We start from the raw sequence: 16,547 nt of genomic DNA on the forward strand, positions 1-16,547 counted from the left end.
CGAACTCACGCCCCCGAGCCGCTGACAAGCACCAACACCACCACCTAGAGACACGCCTCTCCGGCGTGTCTCTACGCGTATCCCCAGGTCATGCCCTAGATCATGGCCTCTAGGCCACCTGAATTACGCGGAACGCAGGACAGATCGGTGCCGATGTTGCCCGGCCCGACGATGGCGGCGATAGTCCTCATGATGGCGAGAGTGGCACCGGGGACCGACGGACCGGAACCATAGCGTTCTGGTCATCGGAACACCGCCGGCCCGCCCTTGCCGGTCTGTGCTCGTCGCGGGTTCGCTGCTGCCTGCGTGTCATCGCTTCCCCGCGATCCGCAGCGCAGCGAGCGACTCTCCGCCGACGAACCAGTGTTCTGGTTCGGATTCCCGCAGCACCACCCGCACGGCCTCGCGGGGGGCGCCGATGGACTCCTCGACGGCAGCGGTGACCGCTGCACCGAGCGTGGCCAGCTGCTCCGGTGTACGCCCTCGGGCGAGTGTGATCTGCACCAGTGGCATGACGTTCCCCCTTTCTCAGCGGCAGCCGAGCTCGACGGTGCCGAGCCGGTCGATCGAGGCGACCACGACGTCGTCAGGAGCGACGGGGACGGCCGCAGTGAGCCCGCCCGAGAGCACGACCTCGCCCGCGCACAGGCCTTCACCGTCGGCGTTCATCGTGCGGACCATCCACGCCACCGCGGCGGCCGGGTGCCCGAGCGACGCCGCCCCGGACGCGGTGGCGACGAGCTCCCCGTTCTTCTCCAGGACCACGCCGACCAGCCGCAGGTCGATGCCCACAGGTGGCACCGGGGTGCCGACCACGAACCGCCCCGCCGAAGTGTTGTCGGCGACGACGTCGGCCATCGTGAACCGGTAGTCGCGGTAGCGGGAATCGAGCACCTCGATGCCAACCGCCACCCCGGACGATGCCGCGATCACGTCGGCCGCGGTGACATGCGGGCCGGACAAGTCGCGGCCAATGACGAACACGATCTCCGGCTCGCAGCGCGGCTGGATGAGCGTCGAGGTGTCCAGCGGTTCGCCGAGGTCGAGCGCGTTCACCCCGGCGAGAAAGCCATAGATCGGGCTGCTGACCCCGACCTGCGCCTGCTTGGCGCGACTTGTGACGCCCAGCTTCCAGCCCGCCAGCGGCCCGGCGTCCTCGCGTAGTAGCCGTTGCACGGAATAGCCGGCGGCCAGGTCCAGGCCCGGGTTGTCATCTGAGAGCTGGTCGATCGCGGTGCGGTCCGCGACGGCCTTGGAGAGACGAGCGGCCAGCTCGGTGGTGTTCACGGCCATCAGGAGGCTCCTACCCGAACGGTGACGGGGCCGAGCCGGTCGAACTCGGCACGGAAGACGTCACCGACAGTCATCGGCACGGCGGCGTGCAGCGCGCCGGTCATGATTAGGTGGCCGGGTTCGAGTGCGACATCGTTCTTGCCGAGCACGTTGGCGAGCCAGGCGACGACGGCCACCGGGTCGCCGAGCGCCGCGGCGCCGGCGCCGGTGTCGATCAGCTCGCCATTTGCGGGTCAGCGTCATGCCGATCAGCCGGGCATCGAGCCCGTCGAGCGGCACGATCCGGCTCGATATCGCCATTGCGCCGTTGGATGCGAGGTCGGCAACGGTGTCGGCGAGCTTGATCCGCCAACCCTCGATCCGTGAGTCGACGATCTCCATCGCCGCCACCGCACCGGCGATCGCGCCGTGTGCTTCCGTCACCGTTACGCCGGGCCCCTGCAGCCGCCTGCCGAGCACGAAGACGATCTCGGCCTCGATCTTGGGTTGGATGAACCGGTCGAGCGGGATCGTGTCGCCGTCGCGGTACACAGTGGAGGCGAGGACGGGCCCGTAGTCGGGGGAGTCGACGCCCACCATCTTCTGCATTGGCTTCGAGGTCAGCCCGACCTTGTGCCCGATCACGCGATCGCCGTCGGCGAGCAACAGCGCGATGAGCTCCTCCTGCACCGCGTAGCCGTCGGCCATTCCCAGGCTCGGGTCGGCGTCGGTGAACGGGGCAATCGGCATCCGGGTTCGTCTGGCGTCGTAGAGCGCCCTGGCCTGCGCCGGTGGGTTCGTCACGGGCATTGCTGACTCCTCATGGTATGGTCGGTAGTCGGTGGTCGAGCTGGCGGGACAGCACCGCTGCCGCCTCATGCACGGCCCCGGCTGCTCGTGCCAGCCTCATCCTGGCGCTCCAACCGGCTAGTGAGAGGCCCGCGACGACACCATGCGCGTCGAAGATGGGGCTGGCCACGCAGACCAGGCCTGCCTGTGACTCCTCCCGGTCGAACGCACAGCCGGTCCGCCGGATGGTGGCCATCTCCGCGCCGAGCAGACCAGGAGCGCTGACCGTGCGCCGGCTGACCCGTGCCAGATCCGTACGCAGGACCGCGTCGACGTCGTCGCGCGAGCTGAAGGCGAGGATCGCCTTCCCGACAGCCGTTGCGTGCAGCGGCCACCGACCGCCGACGTGGACGGGCGTCGCGGGGGCATCGGCGCCGTAGAGGATCTCGACGTACATGACGTCGGCTCCGTCGCGGATCGCGAGGTGGGCGGTGTGGCGGGTCGACTGGCGTAGGTCGGCCATCACGGTCTGCGCAGCGTCACGCAGGATCCGCTGGCGAGGCACGAGCGCACCGAGCTCGAAGAGCCTCAGCCCGAGCCGGAACGCGGACCCCTGGCGCTCGAGCATGCCCGTGGCGACGAGTCGGGCGGCGAGTCGGTGCACCGTGGTCTTCGGCAGTGCGGTGTGCCGGGCCAGCTCGGTGACGCCCAGGACGTCGCACCCGCTGGTGCGGAACGCGTCGAGGACGGCCACGACGCGTTCGGGTCCCGTTCCCGGCGGTGATTCGGACCGGTGGCCCGCCGGAGCCGGGTCCCGGCGCGACGGACGGGTCGAGGGTGCGGTCGTCATCAGCGCAGGGCGGTCTGTCGGCGCAGCCGGACCTCGGACCGCGTGCGGGAGGACTCGACCAGCGCAACGCACACCTCGAGGTTGGCCAGGCCCCACCGGCCTCCGTGCACGACCGGGGCCGCCCGCAGGACGGCGTCGGCCAGCTCCGTCAGCATCGTCGTGCGCCCCACCGGTTCGCCGACGAGCGACACCTCCTCGGTGCGCTCGTCGCCGTACACCCGCAGGCCGTCGGGGGCAACGCGGACGTCGCCGCGCTCGCAGCTGAGGACGACGAGCCCGAAGAAGGGCTGCGCACTCCCGCCGCTCAGCAGCTCGCGCTGCCTGCTGGGTGCGGCCGCGGTCCCGCGTTTCACCACCTCCTCGGCCGTGCCCGCGGCGGCGGCCAACCGGCGTCGGGCCACCGCGTAGCCCTCCATCGGCTGCCCGGCCTCGCCCAGGGAGAACGTGAGCTCGGTGCTGGGGAAGTGGTCGTAGCCGCTGTAGACGACGGTCGCCGGAGTGCCGTCGTCGAACTCCAGGTACGCGGTGTAGGCGCCCTCGCCCGGCCGCCGCGGGTCCCACGCTCCGACGCGGCCGCGAACGCTGCGCAGCAGACCGCCGCCCAGGTAGCGGACGATGTCGACGTGGTGCGCACCCTGGCGCAGCGGCACCCCGCCGCCCTTGGTCGGGTCCAGCTCGTCCGCGGCCCGGGGACGGAACATCCAGTCGGTGTAGTACCAGGCGTTGATCGCCCGCAGCGGTCCGAGCTCCCCGGACGCCACGATCCGTCGCATCGCGCGCACCGGCGCCTCGAAGCTCTGCGAGTGGCCGACGACGAGGACACGGCCCGCGTCCTCGGCGGCGGCGACCATCGCCTCGGCCGACTCCACTGACACCGCCATCGGCTTCTCGACGATCACGTGGTGTCCGGTGCGCAGCGCCGTGACGGTGTGCTCGGCGTGCATCGGGGTCGGCGTCGCGACGTAAACGACGTCGACCGCCCCCGACGCGCACATCTCCTCGACGGAGGTGAACACCTCCCGCCCCGCGCCAGCGAACGCCTGCCGGGCCGCGGCGGCCGGGTCGGCTCCCGCGGCGACGACGTAGTCGGGATGCCGCTCGACGAACGGGACCAAGACGTCGCCTGCCACCCCGAGGCCGGCGAGCCCCAGTCGCAACGGGCCCGACTGTGGCCGGCCCATCAGTGCGCCGGCTCGTGACCGAGCATCCGCTCGGTCGGGACGACGTCCGCGGTGAACCGGCAGGCCCGGCACCACAGGTGGAACACCCGTGACTGCCCGGTCCAGTACTCCTGCACGAACGCCTGGTGGTTGAGCGATCGCCCGCAGTGCGGGCAGAAAGCCACCGGTGGCCGACTGCCGCTCCGCGCGCCGGTCTGTGCCGTCACACCGAGGCGCCCTGCTGCTCGACCCGCTCGAACAAGGCCAGCACCTCCTCGGCGATGGGGCTGTAGCGGCCCTGGCCCATCGTGAGGAACTCCGAGCGGAAGGCGCCGCCGGACCCGAACTTCTTCTTCTCCTGGGGCAGCACGATGCAGTCGTTGACCGACCCGTCGCGGACGACGCCGAGGGGATCCTCGCCCTCCTCCACGACGTCGAGCTGTTCCTGGAACAGCCTGCGCAGCATGACGACCCCGATGTCGGACTTGCCGAGGTGCTCGCGGCTGCGGTCGGCGATCGCACCCTGGCTGGACCAGGCCATGATGTCCTGCCCGTCGACGAAGTCGACGAGGAAGTTGCCCTCGTCGTCGCGGAAGGGCACCTCGAACAGCGGGATCGACTCCTGGGGCTCGACGGTGTACTCGCCGTCGGGCTTGTAGACCGAGTACCAGAAGTGCGAGGTGTGGGTGTCGTCGATCGGCACCCGGATCTGGAACTGGAAGTGCCCGCCCCCGCCGACGCGCAGCATCGCGGGGAATACCAGCGGGTGGCCGATCTTCCAGTCGTCGTCGTCCTCGGTCATTCCCTGCAGGATCCGGCGCTTGATGATGCCGTACTCGAAGAGGTCGAACGCCACCTTCTCGTGCTTGCGGGCTAGGATCTTGGCGCGCGGGTCGCCGGACAGCTCCCGCACGAAGTTCATGTAGTGCCCGTGCAGCCACTCGACGTGGTGCGGGTCCACGGAGTTCTCCATGACCTGCAGCCAGCTCATCGGCAGTGTGGCGTGTCCGATGTCGCGCAGGCAGTTGTCCCACACGAACAGGTCGAAGTGCGGCAGCAGCGGCGTCGGGGCGGGACCCATGTAGACGAAGATCAAGCCGCCGAGCTCCTCGACCTGGTAGGTCATCGCCCGGACGCGGTCCTTGAACGTGCTGTCTGCGGGCTCGGCCGGCTGGTCCAGGCAGCGGCCGTCACGGCCGAAGTGCCAGCCGTGGTAGCCGCAGCGGATCCCCTCGTCCTCCACCACGGCGTACTGCAGTGACGCGCGGCGGTGCGGACACTGCGCCTCGATGCAGCCCAGTGCCCCGGTGCCGTCGCGGTAGATGACGATGTCCTCACCGAGCAGGCGACGCGCGATGGGGGTGCGGCCCAGCTCGGACACCGCCGCCACCGGGTACCAGTACCGGCGCAGCAGCGTGCCCATCGGGGTACCGGGTCCCACCTGGGTCAGGCGTTCGTTCAGCGCGGGCGACAACATATCGGCCTCACTCCTTCGTGTCAGCTTCCGTGCGTGGCGGTGTGGCGGTCAGTCGGTGAAGAACGATGCGACCTCTCGGACGAAGTCGGTCGCCCGCTCGATCTGGGTCCAGTGCCCGCACCGGCTGAAAACTACGAGGTCGGCGCGGGGGAGCAGGCGTACGAGTCGCAGGCTCGTGGCCTCCAGCGGGATGACGCGGTCCTCGGCCCCGTGCAGCAGCCGGACGGGTGTGCCGATACCGCGCAGGTCGTCCTCGGACAACGCCATCTCGTCGACGTGCCGTTGCCGGGGCGCGGCGAACGCCGCGGCGTAGCGCTCGTGCACACCGGGCGCGATGCTCGCCTCGTAACGCAGCCGGACCAGGTCAGGTCCCACGACGTCGCGGTCGTGCGCGAAGAGCCCGACGAGCTCGGCCATGGCTTCGAGCGACGGTTCGTAGCCCCACACCCGGTCCAGCCCGTCGGGGATCGGGAACGCGATGCCGACGGTGCCCATCAACACCATGCGTCGCACGCGATCGGGGTGCCGGTGGGCCAACGCCAGGGCCAGGGCTCCTCCCATGGAGTTGCCGACGACGTCGACCCGGTCGAGCCCGAGCGCGTCGAGGAACCCGACGAGGTGGCGGACGCGTGTCTCGTGGGTGAGCTCGTACGCGGTCTGCGTCCGGCCGAAGCCCGCGACGTCCGGCGCGATCAGCCGGTGGTCGTCGGCGAGCGGCGAGGCCAGGGTCCCGCGCCAGTTGGCCAGCGCGGAGACCCCCGGGCCCGAGCCGTGCACGAGCAGCACGGGCGGGCCGGCACCGACGTCGTGGTACGCGGTGTGGAAGCCGTCGTGCTCGACGTGGGCCTGCGCGGGCCCCGCCGTCATCGGGGCGCTCACGGCTCGTAGGTCGCGAAGACCTTGTTCGAGTTGAACACCTCGGTCTGGATGAACTCCGACCAGGTCGGGGTGGTGCGGCCCAGGTGCTTCATCGCGCCCAGCAGGGGGAACCAGTTGAGCAGCTCCTGTTGGCCGGCGTCCTCGATGTCGGGCAGCGGGACCGATCGCCAGGCGTCGACGTCGCCGTGGGCGAGGCTGTCGTAGAGGCGTCGGTCGCTCTCGGTGTCGGGGCGCAGCCGCCAGGTCTTGTCGGTGATGAAGGCGTGCGACCAGCTCGACGACGCGACCAGCGCGACGCGCCAGGGTGACTCGGCGAACACCTCGGCCACCTGTGCGCCGATGTCGAACAGCCGCGAGGGCTGCGGTGACGGCGGGTCGAGCTCGCGGACGTCGCCGAACGCGCTCACGAAGCCCTTGTAGCTGACCACGCGCCGGCCGTAGCAGTTGATCGGGAACGACAGGACCGGGTAGTCGAAGCCGTCGCGGTGGTAGTCGAGGTAGAGGATCGCGTTGAGGAACGCGTGCGGCAGGCTCGGGTGGTGCAGCCGCGTGTAGGCATACGGCATGTCGACGCCGCGCTCGAGCAGCTTGGTGGCCAGGTAGCGGCCGACGTCAGGTGCGCCGCGGACGGTGAAGGACCGCTCCGGGCCCTCGTTCCAGACGTTGGCGCGGCCCTTCATGTCCGACGAGTCGGCGGCGTGCGCCCAGGGCCGCACGTCGATGTCGTCGTAGGCGAGGACCGCGTAGGGCGGGATGATGTCCTCGCGGAAGTTCTCGTACTGGTCGTCGCCCCAGATCACCACGACGTCGGGGGCGAAATCGTCGAGCGCTTGGCGCGTCCGCTCGAAGCCCTTCACCAGCGCGGCTCGGTGCTGAGCGGCGCTGGAGCGGCCCTCGTCGGTGCCCCACTCGCGGCGCATCAGCTCCGACCAGTTGGCCGGGTCCTTCTCCGCCGCCGGGATGGCGGGGTCCGCCAAGGTGCGGCGCAGGATGCCGGCCATGTCGTCGTCGGTCCCGCTGAACGGCGGGTAGTGCGACAACCCGATCCCCAGTACCTCGGCCACGGGGTCCTCCCTCCGGCGGCCGCGAGTCGGTCGCCCAGTCGAACGTTAGTCATAGTCGGAAACTATCGTCAAGATGTAGTATCACCCACCGGGAAAGTCTCAACACGCGGTGATACGCTCCGTGATGTCCGGTGAGGGTGCAGGAGGGGTGCGATGCGTGCGGTCGGTGACGCGGGGAGTTCGGTCAGGGAGCAGGTGGCGCGTACGGCGTCCCAGTTCGGGCCGGACTTCGATCCGTCGGTCCTCAGCCTCGCGATGACGCTGTATCGCACGATGGCGGTGTTTGACCGTGCGCACGCCGCGGAGCTCGCTCCGCACGGGTTGAACCTCGCGCAGTTCAACGTGCTGAGCGTGCTGCGCCGGGCCGACGCCGTCATGACGATGGGGGATCTGGCGCAGGCCGTGTCGGTGCGCCCGGCGAACCTCACCAACCTCGTGGACGGCCTGGTCAAGCGCGACCTCGTGGCTCGCGAGCTGAACCCCGACGACCGCCGGTCGTTCCTCGTGGGGGTCAGCCGCTCGGGCAGGGAGTTCCTCGCGGGATTCCTCCCGGAGCACTGGCGGTTCCTCGAGACCATCACCGGGGGGCTGAGCGCGCGGCAGCGCACCCAGCTCACCAAGCTCCTGGACGGGCTCGCGCAGTCGGTGCTGGACGCCGAGGCCGGTGCGTCCGACGGCCAGGCGTCCAACGGGAAGGCGACGGCCCTGGCCGGTGCGGGCACCGACCAGCCGGGCGGCGCCGGCGCCTGACCGACCGCCGCTCAGACCTTCGCGTCGGTCAGGGTGCCGGGCAGGAACACCTCGGCGAGCTCGAGCGGTCGCGACGTGAACCCCTGCTCGGCGGCGTAGCGCAGCACCGCGTCCAGCGTGGCCCGGTTGCCGTCCACCCCGTAGGCGAACGGGTCGCCCAGCAGCGACCTCTCCTGTTCGGCGTACGCCGACTCCCACACCAGCGACGACGTGCACACGGCGGTGTCCCGCAGCTGCGCCGTCGCCGGCTGCCGGGCCAGCTCGAAGGCGTGGCGCAGGTTGTTGGCGACCCACGGGTGGCGCTCCAGGACGTCGCGTTTGACCACGACCACGTGCATGATCGGCACGATGCCGGTGGCCCGGTGGTACTCCAGCTCCGCGGTGCGGAAGTCGGGGAACAGCCGGCGGATGCGGGGGTCGCCCGCCAGGAACGCCCGCGGCGGGCGGGCGGTGAGCACCGCGTCCAGGGAACCGTCGAGGAGGTCCCCGGTGAGCGTGGTGCCCTCCGGCAGCGGGCCGACGTCGAAGCGGTCGGGCGGGACGACCGGTGACTTCTCCTGCCGGCCGGGCTCCTCCAGGCCGCCGGTGCGCCACTGCACCGACTGGAGGTCGACGCCGTAGTGCTCGCCGAGGATGCCGCGCATCCACAGTGAGGCGGTCATGCTCCACTCCGGGGTGCCGATCGTGCGTCCGCTCAGCTGCTCGGGCTTCTCGATCTCGGAGTCGGCCCGCACGTAGAGCGCGGAGTGTCGGAACGCGCGGGAGGGAAAGACCGGGATCGCGTCGAAGGGCCGGTCGGGCCGCTCGGCGGCGGCGAGGTACGCGCCGAAGGAGAACTCGGCGGCGTCGAACTCGTGGTAGCGGCCCTGCCGCCAGAACAGCTCCTCGATGCCGGTCTCGAGGTAGCGGAGGTCCACGCCCTCGGGTCGGACCGACCCGTCGTAGAGCGGGCGCGTCCGGTCGTAGACGGCTCCGGCGTAGGTGAGGGGGACATCTCTAGTCACGCGTACCTCCGGTGGAGAGCGACTTTCGTCAGGTCAGGATGAGTCCGACGACGCCGCCGAAGATCAGGACGATCCCCGCGACGGTGCGGGCGGTGACGCCCTCGGTGTTGCCGAACAGCAGTGCGCCGGCCGGGACGACGATGAGCGGGATGGCCGCGGCCACCACCACCCCGACGGCGACGGGGATGGTGCGGGTGGACGCGATGAGCGAGATCTGTGCGGAGATCGTCAGGACGCCGGAGAGCCCCCACAGCCATAGACCGGAGTGCGGGGCGGTGCGCAGGCGCTGCGCCAGCCGGGGGATGTCGGTGTGCACCACCAGGTAGACCACGGTGGCGCACGTCGCGCCCAGCAGGCCGCCGAACACCGCCTGGTCCCAGTCGCGGACCGCGCTGCTGCGGATGACGTTCCCGACGGCGTAGGACAGCGCGCCGACCAGCGCGATGACGATCTCGCGGTGCGGCAGCGCGGCGCGGGAGGGCGCGCTGTCGACGGGCGGGACATCGCCGCTGCCCGCCGGCGCCGGGACCGGGACCCGCGCTGGCATCCGCGAGGTCAGGTACAGCCCGCCGATGACGAGCAGGACGAACAGCGCCCCGGCCGGTCCGAGGGACTCGTCCAGGACAACCCAGCCGATGAGCGCGGCGAAAACCGGGTTGGTGATCTGCAGGGCGCTCGCCCGCGATGGCCCGACGGTCTGGACCGAGCGGAAGAACAGTCGCCGCCCGAGGTACGCGGTGAACAGGCCCCCGATCGCGAAGGCCGCGAAGGCGTCCCACTCGATGACGAACGGGTCCGGGCGCACCCACCGCTCGCCGGCGAACAGCAGCGCGGCGAACACCACGTTGCTGCCCAGCGCGAGGAGGAAACCGACGTCCTGCCCCAGCCGGGGAGAGGCGATCTTCACCACCAGGACGTTCGTGCTGAACAGCAGGAGCGCGAGCAGGGCTAGCGCCTCACCCACGGCAGTCGGTCATGACGTGGGCCTCGCGGCAGCCAGCACGGCCTCGGACTTCGGGTGGTGCAGCAGGCCCCAGATCTCGCGCGCCAGCTCGGCGAGCCGGTCGCTCTGCTGGAACTCCGCGCGCCTCGGTCGCGGCTCGTCGACCTCGTAGACCTTGACGAACCGGCCCGGCCGCGCCCCCATCACGAACACCCGATCGGCCTGGAAGACCGCCTCGCGGATGTCGTGGGTGATGAAAATGGTCGTGGTCGCGGTTTCGGCGACGACCCGCTGCAGGTCGCGCTGCAGCTTCTCCCGGGTCTGGGCGTCGAGCGCGCTGAACGGCTCGTCCATGAGCAGCACCGAGGGTTGGATCGCGAGCGCCCGCGCCAGGTTGGCGCGCTGCTGCATGCCGCCGGAGATCTGGGTGGGGTAGTACTCGGCGAAGTCGGCCAGGCCGGTGAGCCGGAGCAGCTCGGCCACCCGCTCGCGGCGGGCCTCCTTCGTCGTGGGGTGGTCGGGCTCGCCCTTGAGGGCGCTCAGGTCCAGACCGAACGCGACGTTGCGCTCGACGGTGCGCCACGGGAACAGCGACGCGCGTTGGAAGACGAAGCCCGTGGGTCCTCGGCCGGGCAGTGCGCCCGCGACGCGGACCACGCCGCTGTCGGCGTCGTCGAGGCCTTGGATGATCCTCAGCAGAGTCGTCTTGCCGCAGCCCGAGGGGCCGACGATCGAGATGAACTCGCCCGGTCTGACGTCCATCGAGACGTTGTCGAGCACGCGCAACGGCTCACCCGTCGGGCTGGTGAACTCCTTGCACACGTCGCGGACGAGTACTCCGTCGCCGCTGCCGTCGGTGGTCGTCATGAGCTGCCCTTCACCTCGATCTGCCACGGAGTGAGCTTCTTCTGCAGTGCACGCAGGCCCACGGTGAAGCCCACCCCGAGCGCGGCCAGCACGATAACGCCGACGAACACGTTGCCGGTCTGGAACAGCTGGGAGCTGGTGAGGATCAGGTAGCCGAGGCCGGCCTGGGCGCCGAAGAGGTCGGCGACGACGATGCCGACCAGCGCCCTGGCCAGGGCGAGTCGCAGTCCCGTGAAGATGTAGGGCAGTGACCCGGGCAGGTCGATCCGGCTGAACACCTCGCGGCGACTGGCCCGGAACGCGATGCCCACCTCGCGCAGGTCCCGCTCCACGGCATGCACGCCGTCGATCGTGTTGATGATGACCGGGAAGAAGGCCACCAGCGCGATGATCGCGACGTGGGCGACGTTGCCGAAGCCGAGCCAGATGACGAACAGCGGCGCGAGGGCGACGCTGGGTGTCGCGTAGAGCGCGGTGAGCCAGGGGTCGCCGTAGTCGTGGGCACGCCGGCTGGCGCCCATGAACAGCCCCAGCGGGATCGCGATCACGACGGCGAGCAGGTAGCCCAGAGCGAACTGCGTCATGCTCACCGTGAAGTGCTCCCACAGCTCGCCACTGACGCTGAGCTCCCAGAACGACGCGACGATCGTCGAGGGACCCACGATGATCACCGTGCTGGGCTCGAAGACGCGGACCGCGATCTCCCACAGCGCGAACACCGCGACGACCGAGACGATCCCGCGGCGCAACGAGACCTGACGGGCGGTGCGGCGCCGGTCGGCGGGCGTCGGCGCACCGGTCGGAGGTCGCCCCAGCCCGAGGATGCGGGCGGGAACGCTGCGGGTGTCCGCTCCCTGGGCACTGGTGGCGACCGGGGTCGCCACCAGTTCGCGGGCGGCCACCAAGCCGCCGGACGTGTCGACGCTGTCCATGGGTCCTGCTTCCTTCCCTTCGAGCGGGGTGCCGGTGGATGGGGTCACGGCTGCGGCGGGTTCTCGGTCAGGCTGCGCTGCGCGGCCTCCAGATAGGAGTGGTCGACCAGCGGGGAGGGGTCGACCCGTTGCTGGAGAGCGCCGAACTCGAGGAAGGCGTCGGCCGCGACCTGGAGACCGGCCGGGTCGATGTGGGCGTCCTGGGGCATCGACTGGCCGACCTCGGGCCCCTCGAGGAACAGGTCGCGGATCGAGCGCTCCATGTAGCGCGGCTCGATCTGCAGGCCCTCCGCGGTGATCTCGACCAGGCGCTGGGTCATGGCCGGGTCGTAGAGGTCGTCGATCACCCGCTGGTAGGCGCGCAGGAACCGGGTGAGCGCCTCGGAGTTCTCCGCGGCCCAGCCACCCTCGACCGTGACGACGGCGGCGACGATCGGCGGAGCGCCGATCGCGTTGGTGTTGCCCATGTCGACGAAGCCCGCAGTCTCGGCCGCCTGATAGTTGACCGGCACGCCCAGCGGGACGGCCGCGACCTGGCCCGCCTGCAGCGCGGCGAACCGCTTGGCCGTGCCGCCGGTGACGATGTAGTCGAGGGACGCGGCGTCGACGCCGTTGGCCTCGAGCGCCTGGCGCATGGTCACGGTGCTGATCGACTGGACGGCCGAGACGCCGATCGGTTGCCCGGCGAGCTGGTCGAACGAGGTGGTCCCGGGGCGGGCGACGATGTTCCAGATCGACCGGTTGGCGCCCGCGGCGACGAACTTCAGGTCGGCACCCTGCTGCGTGGCGGTGATGCCCTCCGGCCCTCCCAGGTAGGCGTCGATCGATCCGCCGATGAGACCCTGCACCGAGTTGGCGGTGTTCTCGCCGACGATGATGTTGACATCGAGGTTCTCGTCCTCGAAGTAGCCCAGCTCCTCGGCGAGCTGCGGGTAGTAGGTCTGCAGCACCAGGGACTGCACCCCGATATTGAGCTCCAGCCTGCCGTCCGCGCCCTCGTCCGTACCGCACCCCGCGAGGGCGACGGCGGCGACGACAGCGGTGACAGTTGCGGCGGCGCGGCGGAGTCGTCCGGGGCCCCAGCGGGAGATGAGCGACATCCTGACTCCTTCGTCTCGTGTCTGGTGAGGTGTCTATCACGGCCTTTGACTATCATCAAGAAGAAAGTTACAACTCATGAGTATCGTGGTCGTGTAATACTTGCTCGGTCTTACGCAGGGATGGAGCAGGAGGAGACGCGACCGATGAGTACGACCGGGAGCAGCATGGACCTGCGGGTCCGTCAGCTGACCTACGAGTCCGACGGGATCATCTCGGTCGGGCTGGTCGGTCTCGACCGCGCGGAGCTGCCCGAGTGGGAGCCCGGGGCACACGTCGACCTGCGGCTGGCAGACGGCCTTGTCCGGCAGTACTCGCTCTGCGGGTCGACCGCTGACCGTGGGCAGTACGCAGTGGCGGTGCTCCACGACCCCGCGGGTCGGGGCGGATCGCGCTACGTGCACGAGGCACTGCGGCCTGGCGCGCGCGTCGGGGTCGGCGCGCCCCGCAACACCTTCGTCCTGGAACCCGGACCGGGGTATCTGTTCATCGCGGGCGGTATCGGGATCACGCCGTTCCTGCCAATGATCGACCGCGCCGAGCGCGACGGCGTTCCGTGGCGGTTGCTCTACGGCGGCCGAACGCGGCGCGGTATGGCCTTCCTGGAGCGGCTCGCCCGGTACGGGGACCGCGTGCAGGTGGTGCCCCAGGACGAGTGCGGTCTGCTCGACCTCGATGCCGCGTTGGCAGGTCTGGAGGAGCTCGGCGCCGGGGCGCTGGTCTACGGCTGCGGGCCGGAGCCGTTGCTCGCCGCGCTGGAGCAGCGCTGTGCACTGCTCGGCGAGGACGTGCTGCGCGTCGAGCGCTTCGCCGCGCCCGAGGTCGAACCCGGCGCCGCGGCGGGGGAGTTCCTGGTCGAGCTCGCCCGCTCCGGACGGACCCTCGCCGTTGACACCGAGACGAGCGTGCTCGAGTGCCTCGCGCGGAACGGGATCGAGGTGCCCAGCGACTGCCAGGAGGGCATCTGCGGCTCCTGTCAGGTCGGCGTGCTCGCCGGCGAGCCCGACCACCGCGACCACGTCCTGACCCGACGGCAGCGCCTCGCGGGCGGGGTGATGATGACCTGTGTGTCCCGCTGCCTGGGCGATCGGCTCGTCCTCGACCTCTGACCACACTGCCCCGTCCCCTGGAGGATCGCCCGTGTCCCGCTTCCCGTCCGCATGGCCCGCCGACGACGGTCTGGTCGACGTCCACACCCATGCGATCCCCACGCGGCTGCCCGACCTGGGCGCAACCCACGCCGGGCGGTGGCCGCAGGTGGAGCTGGTCGCCGAGGATCGGGCCCGGATCCTGCTGGACGGACGGGTCTACCGGGAGGTCGACGAACGCTGCTGGTCGGCACAGCGGCGGTTACGGGACATGGACGCCGAGGGCGTCGCGGCACAGGTCGTCTCGCCGATCCCAGTGACCCTGTGCCACGGAGAGCCCCGCGAGGGGGCGGCCCTGCTCGCGCGCGCGCAGAACGAGTTCCTCGCCCACCTCGTCGGGCAGGCCCCCGACCGCTTGGCTGCGCTCGGTGCGGTGCCGCTGCAGGACCCGGAGCGGGCGGTCGCCGAGCTCGCGCACTGCGTCGACGACCTCGGCTTCCTAGGCGTGGAGATCGGGACGCGGGTCGGCGACACCGAGCTGTCCGACCCCCGGCTGGACGCCTTCTTCGACGCCGCCGCGGACCGGCGGGCGATGGTGCTCGTGCATCCCGTCGACCTGACGCTCGATCTGCGCCTGGCCGCCCTCGGCGTCGGCTTCGGCCTGGGGATGCCCGCCGAGACCGCCGTCGCCGCCGCCGGGCTGATCACCGGCCCGATCAGGCGACGCCCCGGGATCCGCCTCTGTCTGGCTCACGGGGGTGGCGCATTGCCGGCGGTCCTACCGCGATTGGACCGCGGTGAGCTGCTCGCCGGACGGGAGCACGATGTGGGCGGCACCCCGGGCGAGCGAGCTCGCGACCTGTGGTGCGACTCCCTGACCTACGACGTGCACAGCCTGCACCTCGCCGTGGAAAGGTTCGGTCCCGACCACGTGCTCCTGGGGACCGACTACCCCTTCGCGGCCCGGGAGACCCCGCCCGGCGCGGTACTTGAGGAGGTGAATGCGGACCTGCGCGCCGCGATCAGCCGAGGCAACGCGTGCGCGCTGGTCGCTGGGTGAGGCTAGGGCGGGGCCGGTGCCGCGCCCTCAACCCGGGTTCCGCCCTCATCGGACAGGGGCAAGCGGCGATACGATACAGCCGCTGACCACAGATCGACCACACCACCCTCCACCGCTGGCTGTCGCCCAATGCTTCTCGTTCAATTGCCGCGCGGCGAGGAGCGTCATCGGGTTGCCCGCGCGGACCCGGCCAGGTGCATTAACAACAAGGGATGCACGCCCCGGGCCCGCAGTGCCCCGAGGTCAGTGAGCCTTTGCCAGTAGTGCGGCTGACGGTGACACGCCGACGAGGCGGAGATGATCAGCTCGGGTGCGGGACCTCGGTAGAAGAGGCGGTCCGCCTAAAGATCGACTCTGCCCGAGGTCCTGCGTGCCCGATCCTGTCAGCTACACCGCCACGCTCCCGATCGGGGAGTCCACTACCGCGTACCTGTCGGGCCTGCTCGATGCCGAACGCCGTCGGCGCCGGACCCGCCGCGGCCGCCGTGCTCTCGGGTCGTGGCGGCACGCGGTGCTGGTGCTGCGCTGGTTCCTCGACGCCACCCGCGTCGCCCAGCTCGCCACCGACAACCAGATCAGTAGCTCCACCGCCTACCGGTACCTGCATGAGGGCATCGACGTGCTCGCCGCCGCCGCACCCGGGCTGCACGGGGCGCTGCTCGCGGCGCGTTCCGCGGGACACCCCCACGTCGGGCTCGATGGCACCCTGATCCGCACCGACCGCAGCAGGGCCGCCGGCCCGACCGCGCCACCTGGCTGTGGTGGTCGGGCAAGCACCACCATCACGGCGGAAACGTGCAGGTCGTGACCGCACCGGATGGCTGGCCACTGTGGACCTCCCCGGTCCGGCCCGGTCGTGAGCATGACGTCACTTGCGCCCGCACCCACCCCGGTCTGCTCGACGAGCTCGACCGGTGGACCGACCCCGAGCACGTCGTGCTGGCCGATCTGGGCTACGTCGGCGAGGACGGCCGACTGGTCTGCCCCGTCAAGAAGCCCTCGACGCCGGGCAAGAAGAAGACGGCGTTGAGCGTGGAACAGCGCACCGTGAACGCGTTGCACTCCGCGACCCGGGCGCTGGCCGAGCGCGGGAACTCCCTGCTCAAGACCACGTTCAAGGCGTTACGTCGGGTCAGCTTCTGTCCCTGGCGGATCGGTGCGATCACCGCCGCCGCTCTGGTGTGGGCGATCAGGTAATTCCCCAGGGGCTGTGATCAGGTAATTCCCCAGGTCTGGTCCGTTGTGGACAGCCTAGCTGGTGGTCGTGGAGGCCGTGGGGACGGCGCGCCCGGGTCTCTTGCGGGGTCGGTAGCT

Annotated in this window: 17 protein-coding genes and 2 pseudogenes; 4 read left to right on the forward strand and 15 right to left on the reverse strand. The window is 70.7% G+C overall.

Translation table 11 applies throughout. The features are described from left to right. Positions 1-309: 309 nt before the first annotated feature. The 10 genes and pseudogenes from Q1K26_RS24275 to Q1K26_RS24315 form a co-directional block, all read right to left on the reverse strand. Positions 310-513: a 2-hydroxymuconate tautomerase gene (locus Q1K26_RS24275; RefSeq protein ID WP_300017549.1), complete on the reverse strand. Its 204-nt coding sequence runs from the start codon at positions 511-513 to the stop codon at positions 310-312. A 15-nt stretch (positions 514-528) separates the two neighbouring features. Then, positions 529-1,293, reverse strand: a complete 765-nt coding sequence (locus Q1K26_RS24280) for a fumarylacetoacetate hydrolase family protein (protein ID WP_300017552.1) — start codon at positions 1,291-1,293, stop codon at positions 529-531. Then, positions 1,293-1,469 carry a hypothetical protein gene (locus Q1K26_RS28900; RefSeq protein WP_363320531.1) on the reverse strand — a complete coding sequence of 59 codons (177 nt, stop codon included), beginning with the start codon at positions 1,467-1,469 and terminating at the stop codon, positions 1,293-1,295. Before Q1K26_RS28900 ends, Q1K26_RS24280 begins: the two co-directional genes overlap by 1 nt. Before the next feature lie 142 nt (positions 1,470-1,611). Further along, positions 1,612-2,151: pseudogene (locus Q1K26_RS28905) on the reverse strand (fumarylacetoacetate hydrolase family protein); the annotation flags it as partial. Then, positions 2,093-2,815: an IclR family transcriptional regulator gene (locus Q1K26_RS24290; RefSeq protein ID WP_300017558.1), complete on the reverse strand. Its 723-nt coding sequence runs from the start codon at positions 2,813-2,815 to the stop codon at positions 2,093-2,095. The gene Q1K26_RS24290 and the pseudogene Q1K26_RS28905, both read right to left, overlap by 59 nt. 95 nt (positions 2,816-2,910) lie before the next feature. Then, positions 2,911-4,068 (reverse strand): Gfo/Idh/MocA family oxidoreductase, encoded by a 1,158-nt coding sequence (locus Q1K26_RS24295; protein WP_300017561.1) that lies wholly within the window; start codon positions 4,066-4,068, stop codon positions 2,911-2,913. A gap of 23 nt (positions 4,069-4,091) precedes the next feature. Next, positions 4,092-4,256: a hypothetical protein gene (locus Q1K26_RS24300; RefSeq protein ID WP_300017564.1), complete on the reverse strand. Its 165-nt coding sequence runs from the start codon at positions 4,254-4,256 to the stop codon at positions 4,092-4,094. Positions 4,257-4,294: 38 nt separating this feature from the next. Continuing rightward, the gene (locus Q1K26_RS24305) at positions 4,295-5,548 is read right to left on the reverse strand and encodes a Rieske 2Fe-2S domain-containing protein (protein WP_300017567.1); all 1,254 of its coding nucleotides are present in this window, start codon (positions 5,546-5,548) and stop codon (positions 4,295-4,297) included. 48 nt (positions 5,549-5,596) lie between these two features. Beyond that, the gene (locus Q1K26_RS24310) at positions 5,597-6,427 is read right to left on the reverse strand and encodes an alpha/beta fold hydrolase (protein WP_300017570.1); all 831 of its coding nucleotides are present in this window, start codon (positions 6,425-6,427) and stop codon (positions 5,597-5,599) included. Further along, entirely contained in the window at positions 6,424-7,491 is a 1,068-nt protein-coding gene (locus Q1K26_RS24315) for an extradiol ring-cleavage dioxygenase (protein WP_300017573.1), read from the reverse strand. The genes Q1K26_RS24310 and Q1K26_RS24315 overlap by 4 nt, the downstream gene beginning before the upstream one ends. Before the next feature lie 153 nt (positions 7,492-7,644). On the opposite strand from Q1K26_RS24315, the gene Q1K26_RS24320 reads away from it, so the two are divergent. Then, on the forward strand, positions 7,645-8,241 hold the full coding sequence (locus Q1K26_RS24320) for a MarR family transcriptional regulator (protein ID WP_300017576.1): 597 nt from the start codon (positions 7,645-7,647) through the stop codon (positions 8,239-8,241). A gap of 11 nt (positions 8,242-8,252) precedes the next feature. Here Q1K26_RS24320 and Q1K26_RS24325 read toward each other — a convergent pair whose 3' ends face one another. The 5 genes from Q1K26_RS24325 to Q1K26_RS24345 are packed head-to-tail and all read right to left on the reverse strand — an operon-like array spanning position 8,253 to position 13,087. Further along, the gene (locus Q1K26_RS24325) at positions 8,253-9,245 is read right to left on the reverse strand and encodes an ABC transporter substrate-binding protein (protein WP_300017579.1); all 993 of its coding nucleotides are present in this window, start codon (positions 9,243-9,245) and stop codon (positions 8,253-8,255) included. Between the two features lie 28 nt (positions 9,246-9,273). Next, positions 9,274-10,209: a DMT family transporter gene (locus Q1K26_RS24330; RefSeq protein ID WP_300017582.1), complete on the reverse strand. Its 936-nt coding sequence runs from the start codon at positions 10,207-10,209 to the stop codon at positions 9,274-9,276. 9 nt (positions 10,210-10,218) lie between these two features. Continuing rightward, on the reverse strand, positions 10,219-11,055 hold the full coding sequence (locus Q1K26_RS24335) for an ABC transporter ATP-binding protein (protein WP_300017585.1): 837 nt from the start codon (positions 11,053-11,055) through the stop codon (positions 10,219-10,221). Next, positions 11,052-11,987, reverse strand: coding sequence for an ABC transporter permease (locus Q1K26_RS24340; RefSeq protein ID WP_300017588.1), 936 nt, complete (start codon positions 11,985-11,987; stop codon positions 11,052-11,054). The genes Q1K26_RS24335 and Q1K26_RS24340 overlap by 4 nt, the downstream gene beginning before the upstream one ends. Before the next feature lie 44 nt (positions 11,988-12,031). Then, on the reverse strand, positions 12,032-13,087 hold the full coding sequence (locus Q1K26_RS24345) for an ABC transporter substrate-binding protein (protein ID WP_300017591.1): 1,056 nt from the start codon (positions 13,085-13,087) through the stop codon (positions 12,032-12,034). Positions 13,088-13,231: 144 nt separating this feature from the next. Between Q1K26_RS24345 and Q1K26_RS24350 the strand changes: the two genes are divergently transcribed. From Q1K26_RS24350 to Q1K26_RS24360, 3 genes and pseudogenes are all read left to right on the forward strand, one after another. Beyond that, positions 13,232-14,194, forward strand: coding sequence for a PDR/VanB family oxidoreductase (locus Q1K26_RS24350; RefSeq protein WP_300017594.1), 963 nt, complete (start codon positions 13,232-13,234; stop codon positions 14,192-14,194). A 31-nt stretch (positions 14,195-14,225) separates the two neighbouring features. Beyond that, positions 14,226-15,233: an amidohydrolase family protein gene (locus Q1K26_RS24355; RefSeq protein WP_300017597.1), complete on the forward strand. Its 1,008-nt coding sequence runs from the start codon at positions 14,226-14,228 to the stop codon at positions 15,231-15,233. A gap of 370 nt (positions 15,234-15,603) precedes the next feature. Beyond that, positions 15,604-16,430, forward strand: a pseudogene (locus Q1K26_RS24360) (transposase family protein). The last annotated feature ends 117 nt before the right edge of the window (positions 16,431-16,547 follow it).

Origin of the sequence: Pseudonocardia sp., from assembly GCF_029263155.1 — a bacterium.
GTDB lineage: Bacteria > Actinomycetota > Actinomycetes > Mycobacteriales > Pseudonocardiaceae > Pseudonocardia.